General features: G+C 74.5%; 11 protein-coding genes, 1 tRNA gene and 1 pseudogene. 7 read left to right on the forward strand and 6 right to left on the reverse strand.

Annotated elements, in window-relative coordinates; translation table 11 throughout:
• The 7 genes and pseudogenes from ACIQOV_RS04730 to ACIQOV_RS04760 all read left to right on the forward strand — a co-directional run.
• A pseudogene (locus ACIQOV_RS04730) lies at positions 1-310 on the forward strand (hypothetical protein); the annotation flags it as partial.
• A 9-nt stretch (positions 311-319) separates the two neighbouring features.
• Entirely contained in the window at positions 320-622 is a 303-nt protein-coding gene (locus ACIQOV_RS04735; RefSeq protein ID WP_401044897.1) for a hypothetical protein, read from the forward strand.
• 106 nt (positions 623-728) lie between these two features.
• Positions 729-1,502 carry a PP2C family protein-serine/threonine phosphatase gene (locus tag ACIQOV_RS04740; protein ID WP_401044900.1) on the forward strand — a complete coding sequence of 258 codons (774 nt, stop codon included), beginning with the start codon at positions 729-731 and terminating at the stop codon, positions 1,500-1,502.
• A 230-nt stretch (positions 1,503-1,732) separates the two neighbouring features.
• The gene (locus tag ACIQOV_RS04745) at positions 1,733-2,587 is read left to right on the forward strand and encodes a bifunctional DNA primase/polymerase (protein ID WP_401044902.1); all 855 of its coding nucleotides are present in this window, start codon (positions 1,733-1,735) and stop codon (positions 2,585-2,587) included.
• 2 nt (positions 2,588-2,589) lie between these two features.
• On the forward strand, positions 2,590-4,065 hold the full coding sequence (locus tag ACIQOV_RS04750; RefSeq protein ID WP_401044905.1) for an ATP-binding protein: 1,476 nt from the start codon (positions 2,590-2,592) through the stop codon (positions 4,063-4,065).
• A gap of 512 nt (positions 4,066-4,577) precedes the next feature.
• A complete protein-coding gene (locus tag ACIQOV_RS04755) occupies positions 4,578-4,778 on the forward strand; it encodes a helix-turn-helix domain-containing protein (RefSeq protein ID WP_401044907.1) in 201 nt (66 codons plus the stop codon).
• A gap of 105 nt (positions 4,779-4,883) precedes the next feature.
• Positions 4,884-6,242 carry a tyrosine-type recombinase/integrase gene (locus tag ACIQOV_RS04760; RefSeq protein ID WP_401044923.1) on the forward strand — a complete coding sequence of 453 codons (1,359 nt, stop codon included), beginning with the start codon at positions 4,884-4,886 and terminating at the stop codon, positions 6,240-6,242.
• Positions 6,243-6,289: 47 nt separating this feature from the next.
• On the opposite strand, the gene ACIQOV_RS04765 is transcribed toward ACIQOV_RS04760, so the two are convergent.
• The 6 genes from ACIQOV_RS04765 to tmk all read right to left on the reverse strand — a co-directional run.
• Positions 6,290-6,363: transfer RNA gene (locus ACIQOV_RS04765), tRNA-Thr, on the reverse strand.
• An 83-nt stretch (positions 6,364-6,446) separates the two neighbouring features.
• The gene (leuE, locus tag ACIQOV_RS04770; protein ID WP_401044910.1) at positions 6,447-7,097 is read right to left on the reverse strand and encodes a leucine efflux protein LeuE; all 651 of its coding nucleotides are present in this window, start codon (positions 7,095-7,097) and stop codon (positions 6,447-6,449) included.
• 108 nt (positions 7,098-7,205) lie between these two features.
• On the reverse strand, positions 7,206-8,933 hold the full coding sequence (locus ACIQOV_RS04775) for an alpha/beta hydrolase (RefSeq protein WP_401044913.1): 1,728 nt from the start codon (positions 8,931-8,933) through the stop codon (positions 7,206-7,208).
• A 176-nt stretch (positions 8,934-9,109) separates the two neighbouring features.
• A complete protein-coding gene (locus ACIQOV_RS04780) occupies positions 9,110-10,279 on the reverse strand; it encodes a hypothetical protein (RefSeq protein WP_401044916.1) in 1,170 nt (389 codons plus the stop codon).
• Between the two features lie 341 nt (positions 10,280-10,620).
• A complete protein-coding gene (locus ACIQOV_RS04785; protein ID WP_401044926.1) occupies positions 10,621-11,832 on the reverse strand; it encodes a DNA polymerase III subunit delta' in 1,212 nt (403 codons plus the stop codon).
• Positions 11,833-12,011: 179 nt separating this feature from the next.
• Positions 12,012-15,552 (reverse strand): dTMP kinase (tmk, locus tag ACIQOV_RS04790; RefSeq protein ID WP_401044920.1); only part of this gene is annotated, 3,541 nt, incomplete at its 5' end.

Below are 15,552 nucleotides of genomic sequence, written 5' to 3' on the forward strand. Positions count from 1 at the left end.
CGTCTACGCCCACCCCGCCGTCCCGCACCGGCCCACCGTCCTCATCCCGGCCCCCACCCCGACCACGGCGCCCGGCCGCGACCCGTGGCCCGCCCGCCTCGCCGCCGGAGGCATCGGCCTCGGCGCCGCCGGACTCGGCATCGGCTACGCCCTCAACGCCATCGCCGCCGCAGGCAGCAGCCTCGGCGGACTCGCCGCCATCGGCGCCGGCGCCTACTGCCTCGCCAAGACCCGCAGCACCGGCGGCGGAGGCGGAGGCGGACAGGGCGCCGTGAACGTGAGCGTCAACGTCACCAACCGCAACCACTGAAGGACGCCCATGAACAACGGATTCGACTGCATCGACCACCCGACCCGCGAGGAAGAGAAGGCCGCCGAGATCGCCCTCGACATCGCCAACGAACAGCGCCGCACCGAGGAGGAGCAGGCCAACCCCCGCCCCGGCCACACCGAACTGTGCGAGGGCTGCCGAGGCACCGGCTGGGGCTCCGAGGACGAGGTCTGGGACAGCGAGGCCATGGACGTGGTCGTCGTCGACTACGAGGACTGCCCGAAGTGCGGCGGGTGCGGCGCCTACGACTGCGACGGCACCTGCGAGCCCCGGAACGCCGACGATCTCTGACCCGGCCTGTGCCGACAGCCGTTCCGCCCGCCCCTCGCCTGCGGGCGCGGTGCGGGCGGTGCGGGGGACGGACAGACCGGACCCGCTGAGCCATGGAGGCGCCCCCGTGTTCACCCGTCAGACGGCATCCCAGCACACCGGGAGCCGCACCTACCAGGCCGATACCACCGCCCACCACCACGACCCCGACACCGGGCACCGGGCGTGGGTCCTGCTCGACGGCATCGGCGACCGCATCCACACCGCCGCCTGGGTGGGTACCGCCTCGCTCGCGCTCGCCCGGACGGCAGCCAGCATCGGCGACCCCGGCGCCGCGATCCGGCAGATCCGGCCCGTCCTCCACGCCGAGCGGGCCACCCTCGGTCACCCCGAGGACTGGCCGGCGGACGCCGCCGCGATCGTCGCCGTCCTCACCCCCGCCGGCCGCCTGCACATCGCCTGGGCCGGAGACTGCCGCGCCTACCTCGCCGAACAGGGCCGGGCCACCCTGCTCACCACCGACCACAACAAGGCCACCGAGCAGCGCCGCGAAGGCCGCCAGCCCGACCCCGACGCCCACGACTACCTGACGTCCTCGCTGTGCTTCTCCACCGGCGCTGTCGAGGCCGTCGCCGTGGACTTCGGCCCCCGCCCCGGCATGCGGCGCCTGGTGCTCGCCTCGGACGGCGCCTACCTGCCGCACGAGCAGGCCGGCACCCTGCCCCCGCCGAGCCCGGACGGCTCCCCCCGGCACCGCGACGGGCGCGCCGTCCCGGCCCCGCTTCTCACCGGTGCCCCCGAGGCCGTCGCCCGCCGGATCACCGACCTCGCCGTACGCGCCGACCCAAGCGGGGCCGACAACGCCACCGCCATGGTCATCGACCTGCACCCCGCCGACTGACCCGGCCGGCGCATCGTGCTTCTGGACTGGCGCGACGCCCGGCACTTCGACCGCACCGGCGACCGCCCGTGTCGCTGGTGCGGTCGTCCCACCCCGCTGCGCGACGACCAGCGCAGGCCTTCGCACAAGGTCTGCGCCGAGAAAGCGGCGGATGACAACGGCGGCCCCCTCCCACCAAGAAGCAGAGCCGCCGCCGATCCAGCACCCATAGAGAACTGGAGGTCTCCAGCATGACCCATGCAACCCCCGTTCGGGGAGAGCTCCTGACCACCGCGCTCGCCCTCGCCGCCGCCGGTGTGCCCGTGCTGCCGCTGCGGCCCGGGAAGCTGCCGTTCGGCAACTGTCGGGCCTGCGAGCGCAACGCGTGCGGCGGCCGGCCGAACATGAAGGCCGCCGGGCCCTGCGCCTGCCCGTTGCCCTGCCACGGCTGGGCCGCCGCCATCACCGACCCCGCCGTCCTCGGCTCGCCGGAGTGGGCGCGGGCGTGGCGGGATGCGGCGGCGGTGGCCTACCACCCCGGCGGCGCGGACCTGACCGCCGTGGATCTCGACAACGCGGACGCCATCGCGTGGGCGCACACCAACCTGCCCGCCACCCGGACCGTGCGCACCACCCGGGGCGAGCACTGGCTCTACCTGGGTGTCATGACCTCCGCCAACACGGTGCGGCCCGGCGTAGACATCAAGTCGTCCATGTCCTACGCCCGTTGGCTCGGCCCGGGCACCGGCACCATGACGGCCCTGCCGGACGTAGTCCGCGCCCTGGTCGTGAAGAAGCCCGCAGCTGTCCGCCCGACGGCCATCACGGTGCCCGCACCGACCGGGGGCGGAACGTGCCCCCACCGCACCCCGACCTACCTCGCCCGGGGCATCGCCATGGCCGAGCAGCGCATCACCGAAGCCGTAGCCGCCGTCCACGCCACGGTGTTCGCGACGTTCCTCGCCGTACTCTCCACGCACGGCCGGTGCGGCTGCCTGACCGAGGCGCACACCGCGCGCCTGTTCGCCGCCGCGCAGGCCAAGGGCGAATCGCCCCGGCACTGCGCCGACGCATGGGCCAACGCCCTGACCCGGCTGGGGCTGTAGCCGTGGCCGACGACGAGAAGAACCCGGCGCGCGAGATCATCGCCGACTACGCCCGGGAGCACTTCCGGTACTTCCGCACCGCCGACGGCGCCGTGTACGCGCAGCGCACGGGCCACCCCGTGGCCCGTCCGATCCGCTCCCAGGGCACCACCGGCAGCCACCGCCAGGAACTCATGGTCGGCCTGTACAAGGACGGCCGTGGTGTCTTCAACGGAACCGCTCTCAAGGAGGCGTTGGACTTGATCGAGGCGCTCGCCCTGTCCGAGGAGGTGCAGCCCGTGCACATCCGCGTCGCCCCGGGCTTTGACGGGGCCACCTGGCTGGACCTGGGCCGCTCCGACGGCCTGTCCGTGCGCATCCACCCCACCGGCTGGGACGTCCTCACCCCGGACCCGCGTGAGGTGTGCTGGCGGCGCACCCAGCTCACCGGCGAACTGCCGGTGCCCGCCAAGGACACGAACGGCAAGGGCATCGACCTGCTGCTGCGGCTGACGAACTTCGCCACCGCCCAGACCGAGTGCCTGGCCCTCGCCTGGCTGATCGGCTGCCTCTCGCCGGGCGTGCCCGTCCCCGCGCCGTTCCTCACCGGGCCGCAGGGAGCGGGCAAGTCCACCGGCGGCCGGATGCTCGTGCGGATCATCGAGGGCATGAGCGGTGACCTGCGCCGGGCCCCGAAAGGCGAGGAGGACCTCATCTCGGCGGTAGCGGCCGGATGGGTCACCGCCCTCGACAACCTCTCCCACATGGGCCCGGACCTCTCGGACGCCATGTGCTGCATCGTCACCGGAGCCGAGAGCGTCAAGCGCGCCCTGTTCACCGACGGGGACGTGCACCGCTCCTCCTACCGCCGGCCCCTGCTCCTGACCGGCATCGACGTCGGCGTCATCCGGCCCGACCTCGCCGAACGCCTCCTGCCCCTGCACCTGGAACGGCCCCGCGTCCGCCGCACCGAGGCCGAGCTGTGGGCGGAGTACGCCGAGGTGCTGCCCGTCATCCTCGGGTCCCTGCTCGACCTCACGGTCAAGGTCCGCGCGGCCGAGGCGGAGACCCCCACCGACCTGCGCATGGCGGACTTCGCCCACCTGTGCGCGCAGCTGGACGCGGCGACCGGGTTCGGGGCACTGGCCGCCTACCGGGCCAGCCTGGACGACCTGAACGACGACGTGATCGAGGGCGACCTGTTGGCGCAGACCGTCCTGCGGCACGCCGAGACGGTCGAACCCGGCGGCGCCCAGCGCATGACGTCCACTGAGTGGCTGGCCTGCCTGGGCCGTCTCTACAGCGGCGACGAACTGCGGCCCCTGCCCAAGGGGTGGCCGACCACCGGAAAGGTGCTGTCCGACCGGCTCAAGCGGTTGCAGCCAACCCTCGCGGCCCGGGGCGTGCTCATCGACACCGGCCGCACCTTCGAGGGCCGCTACCTCGAAATGGCCCGCCCGGCCCCCGCCGTCCCGCACGAGCAGATCCGGATCAACTGACCGCGCGGACAAGCAAGAAGAGCACCCGGCCCGCTCCGCCCGCCCGGGTGCTCTTCTTGCTGTTCGGCGAAGCCGCTCGAAGGACGTGCCGCGAAGCGGCTCCCCATTTCGCTTCGCGCGCGGCGCCAACTACTACAGACACCCCCTCCTCTTTCCTAGGTAGGAAGACCCTGCGTCATGTGCGTCATGCGAGCCGAAAAACGGCCCCCGACCTGCACGAAAGACCATGACGCAGGCGACGGATGCTGCGTCATCCCTGCGTCATGTGCGACATGGCCAGCGTCATCCGTGACGCAACTCATGACGCACCCATGACGCAGCCCCCGCCCACTGCGTCATGCAAAACCCCAGGCCAAAGCCACCGCATGACGCTGATGACGCAATGACGCAGAAATCCGCACCTAGGACACACGCGCACCGAGAGAAGCCCACTCGACCCCGCCCCGATCACCATCGGCACCGCTAAAGACCCCAGCTGCCGACCGGGCAATCGAGCCTAGGAAGGAACCATCGTGACCGTGACCGCCGCCACGATTCGCCCGGTCCTGCTGACCGCCGAGGAGGCCGCGAAGATGCTTCGCATCGGACGCTCGACGCTCTACCAGCTCCTGGCAGAGAAGGAGTTGACGTCCATCAAGATCGGACGCTCCCGCCGCATCCGGCCCGCCGACGTCGAAGCCTACATCGAGCGCCAGGCCGCCAACGCCGCCTGACCATCACCACCGACCAGTCCTCCGAGGGCGCCGGGCAGCACTTGCCCAGCGCCCTCGCCAGTTCAGGAGCACCACGTGAGCGAGCGCAAGACCCGCCTGCCCAACATGGAGTCGACCATCTACCAGGGCGCGGACGGCCGTTGGCACGGCCGCGTGACCATGGGCGTGAAGGCGGACGGCAGTCCCGACCGGCGCCACCGTAGCGCCAAGACCGAGCCCGAAGTGCGGCGCAAGGTCAAGAAGTTGGAGGCCGACCGCGATGCGGGCCAGGTGGCGGCGGCCGGCCGGGCGCCGACGGTCGAGCAGTGGATGACCACCTACCTGACCACCATCGCAAACCAGCGGCTGAAGCCGCGCAGCCTGGACGACTACTGGTCGAAGACCCGGAACCACATCATCCCCGGCATCGGCAAGCACCGGCTGGACCGGCTGCTGCCGGAGCACTTGGACGAGCTGTACGGACAGCTCCGGGCCGAGGGCCGGGCTGGATCGCACATCCTCAAGGTGCACCGGATCATCTCCCGGGCGCTGAAGATCGCCCACCGCCGAGGGAAGGTCGCCCGCAACGTCGCCACACTGGTGGACTCCCCCACTGTGGAGGAGACGGACGCGAACCCGTTCACTCAGGAGGAGGCCCGGCGCTTCCTGGTCGCCGCGATGAAGCGCCCGACCCGGGTCCGGTGGGTGATCGGCGTCGGTCAGGGCCTGCGCCAGGGCGAGGCACTGGGCCTGCGCTGGAAGTACGTCGATGAGGACGCCGGGCAGATGGACACGTCCTGGCAGCTACAGCGGCTGAAGTGGCGCCACGGGTGCGACGACCCGCACGCCTGCGGCGAACGGCTGCACCGGGACGCGTGCGAGCCCGGGTGCACCAAGCACCGCCGCTACACGCGCGGGTGCCCGAAACCCTGCCCCCCGAAGTGCGACCGGCACGCCAGCACCTGCCCGAAGCGCCACGGCGGCGGCCTCGCGTTCACCCGCCCGAAGACCAAGGGCAGTCGCCGCACGACCCCCTTGCTCCCGCCGCTGATCCCGCTCCTCGGCGAGCAGCGCCAGCAGCAGGAGGAGTGGAAGGAGGCGGCCGGCGACACGTGGCAGGACTACGACCTGGTGACGTGCCGACCCGACGGCCAGCCGGTCGACCCCCACGCGGACTGGGAGGAGTTCAAGGAGCTGCTCGCCGAGGCCGGGATCGAGGACCGACGCCAGCACGACGGAAGCCGCCACTCGGCCGGCACGATCCTCAACGAGCTGGGGGTGGACCCGTTCACGATCATGGAGATCCTCGGCCACTCACAGATCAGCATGACCCGGCGGTACGTCAAGACCACCACCCCGACGACCCGCGAAGCGGCCCGCCGGATGGGCAACGCGCTCTGGCCCCAACCGGCCGAAAGTGAGACCACGACTGAGACCATGAACACGCGGGCGGCCCGCGCCCGGCGGCGCCGACGGATGCAGTAAAGGCAAAAGCCCCAGGTCACGGCGAGTGAGTCCTGGGGCTTTCACAGAGCCGCCTGCGGGATTCGAACCCGCGACCTACGCATTACGAGTGCGTTGCTCTGGCCAGCTGAGCTAAGGCGGCACCGTTGCCGTGTGTGGCGGCAACGCGGGCCAGTCTACACAGGTTCGCGGGTGATCCGTTACCCGGTATCCGGGGGCGGGGGGTCAGGCGGAGGAGACGGCGAGTTTGGCGGCGAAGCCGGCGAAGAGGACGGCGACGCCGCTGGTGAGGGTGGCGGAGAGGCGCTTGCGGCGGCGGAAGGCGGTGGCGAGGGTGGTGCCCGCGAAGATCAGGAGGGAGAGGTAGAGGAAGCTGAAGATCTGGAGGATGCCGCCGAGGAGGGCGAAGGAGAGGGCGGGCTGTCCGTAGGAGGTGTCAACGAATTGGGTGAAGAAGGAGAGAAGGAAGAGGATGGCCTTCGGGTTGAGGAGGCTGATCACCAGGGCGCGGCGGAAGGGGTTCTCGGTGGTCTCGGGGGTCTGCTCGGTGGTGGGGTCGGCCGCGGCGCGGCGTTCGCGCCAGAGTTGGCGGGCGGCGCGGAGCATGCCGTAGCCGATCCAGAGGAGGTAGGCGGCGCCGCCGAACTTGACCACGGCGAAGACGGCCGGGTTGGCCTTGAGCAGGGAGGCCGCGCCCAGCGAGGTGAGGCTGATCAGGGTGAGGTCGCCGATGAAGACGCCGGCCGCGGCCCGGTAGCCGGTGCGGATGCCCTTGCGGGCCGCGACGGACAGGACGTACAGGGAGTTGGGGCCGGGCAGCAGGATGATGACGAGGGCGCCGAGGACGTACGTCGCCAGGTCGTTGACTCCGAGCACGATGAGCTCCGGTGCAGGGGAGGGTGGCAGGGGGCGCTCATCGTAACGTCGTACCGGTAATCGGTTGAAGTGAAAACCACCTGTCGGTCGGCCGGCGCCCGGCCCGCCCTACCGCTCGCAGCGCTTGCCCTGCTCCGGGGCCTCCCCGGTCAGCAGGAAGCGGTTCACCGCGCCGTCCACGCAGGTGCTGTGCCGGCCGTACGCGGTGTGGCCGTCGCCGTCGAAGGTGAGCAGGCGGCCGGACTCCAGCTGGCCGGCCAGCGACTGCGCCCAGGCGTACGGGGTGGCCGGGTCGCGGGTGGTGCCGATGACGACGATCGGGGCGGCGCCGGCGGCCCGGACGGTGTGCGCCGCACCGGTGGCCCGGACCGGCCAGTAGGCGCAGGTCAGAGCCATCCAGGCCATGTCGCGCCCGAAGTGCGGCGAGACCCGCTCGAACTCCGGTACCGCCCGCTGGACATCCTCCGGGCCGTGGAACGGGGCGGGCAGGTCGAGGCAGTTCACCGCGGTGTTGGCGAACATCAGGTTGGGGTACGAGCCGTCCGACTCGCGCCCGTAGTAGTCGTCGGAGAGCTTCAGCAGCCCGGTGCCGTCGCCGGCCTCGGCATCGGTGAGCGCGGCGCGCAGCTTGGGCCAGAGGAAGTCGGCGTACATGGCCTGGATGACGCCGGTGGTCGCCTGGGACCCGGTGAGCCGACGGCCGGCGTCGGTGGTGGGCAGGGGGGCGGTGCGGACCCCGCCGAGCAGGGCGGTGAGCCGGTCGCCGACCTGCTGCTCGGTGCGGCCGAGCGGGCAGTCCTCGCGCTGGGCGCAGTCCTGCGCGAAGGCGGCCCAGGCGGTCTCGAAGCCGCCCGCCTGGGTGCGGTTGCCGGTGACGGAGTCGAGCGCCGGGTCCATCGCGCCGTCCAGCACCAGCCGCCCGACCCGGCTCGGGAACAGCCCGGCGTAGGTGGCGCCGAGGAAGGTGCCGTAGGACTTGCCGACGAAGTTCAGCTTCTCGTCGCCGAGCAGGGCGCGCAGCACGTCCATGTCGCGGGCGGCCTCGACGGTACTGAGGTGGCCGAGCACCGCCCCGGCCTGCGTCCGGCAGCCCTCGGCGAACTCCTTGTCGGCCGCGACCAGCGCGTCGACCCCGCCCCGGTCGCCGGGCGTCAGGCCGACGGCGGTGTAGGCGTCCATCCGGTCGCCGCTCAGGCAGCTGACGGGGCTGCTGCGGCCCACCCCGCGCGGGTCGAGGCCGACCAGGTCGTAGCGGGCCCGCACCCCGTGGTCGTACGTCCGGGCGGCGGCCTCCAGGTACTCGATCGCGGAGCCGCCGGGCCCGCCCGGGTTGAGCAGGAGGGAGCCGAGCCGCGTGTCCTGGGAAGCGGAGGCGACAGCGGCAGCGGCGGAGGCAGAGACAGAGGCAGAGGCAGAGGCGGACGGGTCGGAGGAAGCGCTCCCGGGCACCGCCGGTTCCGCCGCGGCGCGGGCGGCCGCGAGGGTGAGGTCCCCGTCCCCCGGGTGGTCGTAGTCCAGCGGCACCCGGAACGTCGTGCACTCGAACCCGCTGTCGCAGGGCTGCCAGACCGGACGTTGCGCGTAGTACGGCGCGAGCGCTGCCGGGACGGCGGCGGGCAGCGGCTCCAGCGGGGTGGCTCCGGCCCTCGCGGCCGTCGGGGCCGAGGACGTGCCGGAGGCGGCCGGGTCCGGGGAGGGGGCCGCCGGTGCCCCGGCCGGATCCGCGCTGCAACCGCCCGCCAGCAGCCCGACGACGACCAGCGCCGCAGCCGACACCCGTGCCCGCACCCGCGCCCGCACCGATGCCCGCGCCTGTGCCCGCTCGAAGGCCCTCATCCGCCACCTCTCCGCAACCGACCAGCACGTGGAAGAACCGAAGGAACCGGGGGAACACCGGGGAACACCGGAGGAACACCCGCAGTGGGAACAACCCTCGGAGCACCCCGGAGGAAACGCCGCTGCCCGGCACCCGTTCCGGGGTACCGGGCAGCGTAGCCCCGCCGGACCTGCCCTCAGGACGCCCTTGCCAGCGCCTCGGCCAGGAACTGCGCCGCCTGACGGACCAGCCGCAGCCGCTCCCGGTCGGGGGTGAAGTCCTGCACGTTGTCCGAGATCCGCACCTCGGCCTTGGCCGCCGCTCCGGGGCCGGCCTTCAGCGCGGACTGGAGCCTGCGAGCCGCGTCCAGCCCGGCGGAGTCGCCCTTGGCGGCGGCCAGCAGCAGCTTGGCGGCGCTGCCGGCCGGGGCCTCGGCACCGGTCTGGGTGAGCGCGGTGGCGTCGTACCGGCCGGAGACCGCCGCCGCCGCGCCGTACAGGTCGGGCCGGGAGAGCCCGGCGGCGGCCGCGCAGGGCGCGCCGGCCTCGACGCCGAGGGTGCCCCAGGAGGCCGGGCCGGGCGGCAGGGTGCGGAAGGAGGTCGCGATGGTGGTGCGTAGCGTCGCGTCGTCGGCGACGGCGGCCGGAGCGGCGGCGACCAGCTCGCAGGGGTGCGCGGTGCCGTTCGGCGCCTCGGGGGCGACCAGGATGAACGGGTGGGACTTGCCGGTCTGGAGGGCCGAACCGATGCCCTCGAAGACGTCCGGGACCTCGGCGTCGGCGGTCTTCTGGGGCGTGGCGGCCTGCATCACGACGACCGGGAAGCGGGCGTTCGGCTCCTTGGCGTACTGCGGCGGAAGCCAGACCCGGATGTTGCGGGGGTGGCCGTCGGGGCCCGGTACGGCGGACTGGAGCAGCTCGCCCCCGCCGGGGTGGCCGACGCTGTCGAAGCGGCTGACCACGGCGGGGGCCGCGGCAGCTGCGACGGCAGCGGCGGCCGACTCGGCGACCGCGGGCGGCACCGCCTGCTGCTGCCGGACCGCCGTCCCCGAACCGGTCCCGGCACCCGTGTCCGTGCCCGGAGCCGAGCCCGCCGCGTCCACGACCGGCTCCGCCCGGTCCGGCTCCTGGGTGCCCCGGCCGAGACCGCCGAAGGCGCCCAGCGTGGTGAGCACCGTCAGCGCGGTGACGCACACCCCGCAGACCATCGCCCCCGCCGCCCGCAGCAGCATCGGCCAGCGGTCGCCGGCCAGCTCGTAGGTCTCGGCGGCGCGCAGGTCGCGCCAGCGGTGTTGGGCGCCCCGGGCCAGCCAGAGCCCGCCGAGGGCGGCGGCCAGCAAGGGGATGACGAGGAGCGAACGAACCACGGAACGCACCACCTCTGGAGGGGGTCGCGCCGAACCGGACCCGGCGCGCACGGGAGGCGACCGCCCCGGCAGCGGGCGCAGTCGGCCCCCAGCGTGCACAACGGGTGGACGGTCACACGACGGTGTGCCCGGCGAGTGTCGCTCGTTCACTCGAAGGTGGGATGGCGCACCGGCTCCGGGAGGCGTACAGCCGCCGCCCGCCGGAGCGACGCCCGGGCGGACGGCCCGAGGGCCCGGAGCCGGACGGCCCCGGACGGGACCGCCCCCGATCCCCGATCCCCGATCCCCGATCCCCGATCCCCGATCGGCGATCCCCCGATCGACAATCCCCGATCGGGGGCTCAGCCCGCGCGCAACGCCACCGTCATCGCCTCGACCGCGAGCAGCGGGTCGACGTTGCGGTCCAGCGCCTGACGGCAGGCCAGCACCGCCTCGATCCGCCGCAGCGTGCTCTCCGCCGGACCGGCCTGGGCCACCCGGTTCAGCGCCTGCCGCTGGTCCTCGTTGGCGAGCGAGCCGGTGGAGCCGAGCTGGATGGCGAGCACGTCCCGGTAGAAGCCGAGCAGGTCGAGCAGGGCGACGCCGAGGGTCTCCCGGCGGGTGCGGGTGGCCCGGCTCTTCTGTCGCTTCTCCAGCTCCTTGACCGCGCCGGCCATGCCGCGCGGCACCTTGCCGCCCTCATAGGCGCCGTAGGCGGCCTTGAGGTCGTCCGTCTCCTTGGCGTCCTGGGTCTCGGCGAGCGCCTCGGCGTCGGCCTTGGCGGTGTCGACCAGGCGCTGGGCGGCGGTCAGGCAGCCGCCGATGTCTCCCACCTCCAGCGGGATGCGCAGCACCTCCGTCCGGCGGGTGCGGGCCTGTTCGTCGACGGCGAGGCGGCGCGAGCGCTCGATGTCGCCCTGCCCGGCCAGCGCGGCGAGCCGGGCGGTCTCCGGGTCGACGCCGTCACGGCGGACCAGCGTGTCGGCGACCGCCTCGGCCGCGGGGGTGCGCAGCACCAGCAGGCGGCAGCGTGAGCGGATGGTCGGCAGCACGTCCTGGACGGAGGGGGCGCACAGCAGCCAGACGGTGCGCGGGGAGGGTTCCTCCACGCCCTTGAGCAGCGCGTTCGCGGCGGCCTCGGTGAGCCGGTGGGCGGCGTCCACCAGGATCACCGACCAGCGGCCGCCGGTCGGGTAGCTGGAGGCGCGCATGACCAGGTCACGCATGTCGCCGACGCCGATGGAGAGGCCGTCGGTACGGACGTACTTCACGTCGGCGTGGCTGCCGGCCAGCACGGTGTGGCAGCCGTCACAGAACCCGCAGCCGGGCGTGCCGCCGAGCGCGAGGTCGGGACTGGTGCACTGGAGGGCGGCGGCGAAGGCGCGCGCGGCGGTGACCTGCCCGGCGCCGGGCGGGCCGGTGAACAGCCACGCGTGCGTCATGAGGGAGGCGTTCGCGCCCTCGACCGGGGCGGTCCCGCGACCGGCCTCGATCGTCGCCCCGGCCGCCCGGGCGGCGGCGGTCAGCTGCTCGACCACCCGCTCCTGGCCCACCAGGTCGTCCCAGACGGCCACTGCTGCTCCCAAGCTCAGTACGGCAGCGCTCGTGGCGCCTCTTCCCCGCCGTCGAGCATACGTCTCCGCTCCGACACCCACTGCTCCGTCCGGGTCACGGCGGGGCGAGGAGGCGGCCCTACGGAACGCGGCGGCGCCGCCGGGGACCTGCCCCGACGGCGCCGCCCACACGTGTCCGGTCAGCCCCGGCGGCCCCAGCGACGGCCCTTGCCCTTGCCGTCGCCCTTGCTGTCGCCCTTGCCGTCACCCGTGCCGTCACCCTTGTCCTGTGCGTCCCCGCGGCCCTCGGGCCGCTCCGCGCCGCCCTGCGGGCCGCCGTACGGAGCGCCCTGGCCCTGACCGCCGTGCTCCCAGCGCGTCCATTCGTCGTGCGAGCCCAGCAGGGTGTCGGTGAGGCTCGGCAGGTCGTCCAGCGGCGTCTCCTCGGCCCACTCCGGCCTCGGCCGCTCGGCACCGGGCTGCGACCGCTCGGCCGTCGGCCCGGCGTCGACCACCGGCAGCTCGCGGGTGCTGTCCACCGGCTCCGCGCGCCGCGGCCCCTGCGCCGGCCGGCCCTCGGTGCGGCCTCCGGCACGCTCCTCGGTGCGGCCCGGCTCAATCCGCGGCAGCACCTCGGTCCGGTCGGCCTCCGCCGGGACCCTCGGCAGCACGGCCGTCTCGTCCACCGCCGAGGCCGGCACCACCGGCAGCTTGGCGGTCTCGTCGACCGTACCGGCGGTTCCGCCGGCCGCCCGGCGCGCCTCGGCAGCCTCCGCGGCCTTGCGCGCCTCGGCGGCCTCAGCAGCCCGGACGGCCGCCTGCCGGTCCCGCGGCGAGAGCTCGCGCGTCGCCTCGTCCCCGAGCCCGCCCACCGGAGCCTGCGCCGCCGGCTGCGCCGCGTCCCGCGGGGCGCCCTTCGGGACGTCCCGGACCGCCCGCAGCTCCGTCGTCGTCTCCGCAGCCGACTCCCCGGCCACCGAACCCGACGCCGAACCCGAACCCGACGCCGAACCCGACGCCGAACCCGCGTCGGACGCCGGCCCCGAACCCGGCCGCGCCTCGGCCCGGCCCTCCGCGGACTCCGCCGCCGCAGCCGCGGCCGCGAGCGCGGCGGCCTGCGCCAGCCGCGCCTCCTCGGCCCGCTGGAGCGCCTCTTCCGCCCGGCGGCGCTGCTCCTCGCGGGCCAGCTCGCGCTGCCGCTGGAGCTCGGCCTGGGCGGCCGCCTCGTCGGCGATCCGCTGGCGCTCGGCGGCCTCGGCGGCCAGCCGGGCCTCCTCGGCCCTGCGCCGCTCGGCCTCCTGCTCGGCGCGACGCGCGGCCTCCTCCTCGGCCCTGCGGCGCGCTTCCTCCTCGGCCTTGCGCCGGGCCTCGGCGGCGGCCCGCTCGGCCTCCTCCTCGGCCAGCCGCTCCTTCTCCGCCTGCTCGGCCCGCAGCTGCGCCAGCACCTCCTGCCGCTTGCGCTCGGCGGCCTCCTCCTCGGCCTTCTTGCGGGCCTCCTCGGCGGCGCGGCGCTCGGCCTCCTCCTTGGCCAGCCGCTCCTGCTCGGCACGGGCGGCCTTCTCCTGCTCGGAGAGCGGCAGCTCGCGGTCGAGCCGGTGCCGGATGGCGGTGGTGACGAAGCCGGGGGCCTGGCTGCCGTCCACGACCAGGTAGCGCGCCGGGTCGGCGGCGGCGAGGGCGAGGAAGCCGGCCCGGACCCGCAGGTGGAACTCGGTGGGCTCGGACTCCAGCCGGTCCAGCGCCTCGGTGAAGCGCTCGCGGGCCTTGGTCGGGTCGACGTCCAGGACGACGGTCAGGTCGGGCAGCAGCCCGCCGGTGGCCCAGCGGGAGATCCGGGCGACCTCGGTCGCGGCCAGGTCGCGACCGGCGCCCTGGTAGGCGATGGAGGAGTCCATGTACCGGTCGGTGATCACCACGGCGCCGCGGGCGAGGGCCGGCCGGATGACGTTCTCGACGTGCTCGGCGCGGTCGGCGGCGTAGATCAGCGCCTCGGCGCGGTGCGACAGGCCGGTGTTGCCGACGTCCAGGACGAGGCCGCGCAGCCGCTGGCCGACCGGGCTGCCGCCGGGCTCGCGGGTGAGCACGACCTCGTGCCCCTTGCCGCGGATCCACTCGGCGAGCGCCTGGGCCTGGGTGGACTTGCCGGCGCCGTCGCCGCCCTCCAGGGCGATGAAGAAGCCGGTGCCCGCACCGAGGCGCGGAGCCGGGCCGCCCGGGCCGCGCACCGAGTCCACCAGGTCCCGGACGAACGGCGCGGTGCCGCGCCGGTCGTCGGTGCGCAGCAGCACGACCGCGGCGAGCACCAGCGTGAGCAGCCCGGAGGTGGCGACGGCCAGGGCCGCGCCGCCGTGGATGAAGGTGAAGGAACCGGGCTCGACGGTGCCGTACTCGACATCCCCGTAGGCGGCGGCGATCAGCGGGACGACGACCAGCGCGGCGGCGACCACGGTCCGGAGCACCGCGAACAGGTGCTCGGTGACCTTCGGCAGCCGGGCCTCCTCGACCTCCTGGGCGAGCAGGGTGCGTCCGGCCGAGATCACGATCCCCGCGGCCAGCCCGGCCAGCACGGTGAGCAGCAGGACCAGCACGAAGTCCAGCACCAGCCCGGCCAGGATCAGTGCGACGCCCTGGGTGAGCAGCGCCAGCGCGAGCAGCCGGCGGCGGGACAGCGAGGGCAGCGTGACCCGGGTGAGCCGGGCGCCCAGGGCGGGCGTCCCGGCGGCGGCGAGCACCAGCAGGCCGTAGCCGATCGGCCCGGCGCGGTGCTCGGCGGCGGTGAGCAGCGCGAGCGCGGCGACGCCCGCCATCGCGGCGTAGCCGGCCGCGACGGCGAAGGTGAAGTACGGGGCGCCGCCGGTGCGGCCCTTGCTCAGCGCGGGGCCGGGGGCGGCATCGGTCGGGGCGCGCAGGCCCTGGAGCGGCGAGACCGGGGCGACGGACACCGGGCCGCCGGGCAACTGCTGGAGGTGGTCGCGGACCGCCGCGGCGGCGAACAGCCCGGCCGCGCCGAGCGCCGCGAAGGTGAGCTGGTGGGCGCGGAGCCAGTCGGAGCCGAGGGCCGCGCCGATGTTGTTGAGCAGGGTGAAGGCCACCAGGCCGAGCGCGCCGAGCGGCACGGTCACCCAGCCGGTGAAGCGGTCGATGCTCCGGACGCTCTCCAGGTTGGCCGCGGCCGGGCGCTGCTCGGCGACCGGTAGGTGCGGGTTGGCCGGAGGCAGCAGGCCGGGAACGGCGGCGGCCTTGGCGATCCCCCGGACCCGCTCGGCGGCACCGGTGACGAACACGGTGGCGAGCAGGGCGTAGGTGGCAGCCCCGGAGGGCTCGGCGGCGGAGCCCAGCCAGACGCTCCACCAGGGGGCGAGGCCGATCAGCAGGGCGCGCAGCACGTCGGCGCCGAACAGCGTCCAGCGCCGGTCCAGTCGGCCGGTGACCAGCCGGTGCACCGGGCCGAGCAGGGCGACGCCGACCAGGCCGGTCGCCAGCACCCGGACCGCGAGGACCGCGGCGAGGGCGAAGGCGAGGCTGCGCGGCAGGCTGCCGAACCGGTCGCCCTGGGCGGCGGCGATCACGGTGAGCGCGAGCAGCACCAGCAGGCCGAGCCGGTCGGCGGTGCCGCCGATCAGCTGGGTGGTCCACAGGCGCCGGTAGGCACGTGTCCGCAGCAGCGCCCGGGCCCGGTCCACCGGAGTCCCGGCGGGCGCGACCTCGGGCAGGTCGGACACCCCCGCTCTGGCGGCCGGG

This window comes from Kitasatospora sp. NPDC091257, from assembly GCF_044757675.1.
Classification (GTDB): Bacteria; Actinomycetota; Actinomycetes; order Streptomycetales; family Streptomycetaceae; genus Kitasatospora; species Kitasatospora lactacystinica.

Coding starts and splice junctions, on each gene's coding strand:
- ACIQOV_RS04735 (WP_401044897.1), top strand. CDS start 320: ATGAACAACGGATTCGACTGCATCGACCACCCGACCCGCGAGGAAGAG.
- ACIQOV_RS04745 (WP_401044902.1), top strand. CDS start 1,733: ATGACCCATGCAACCCCCGTTCGGGGAGAGCTCCTGACCACCGCGCTC.
- ACIQOV_RS04760 (WP_401044923.1), top strand. CDS start 4,884: ATGGAGTCGACCATCTACCAGGGCGCGGACGGCCGTTGGCACGGCCGC.
- ACIQOV_RS04775 (WP_401044913.1), bottom strand. CDS start 8,933: ATGAGGGCCTTCGAGCGGGCACAGGCGCGGGCATCGGTGCGGGCGCGG.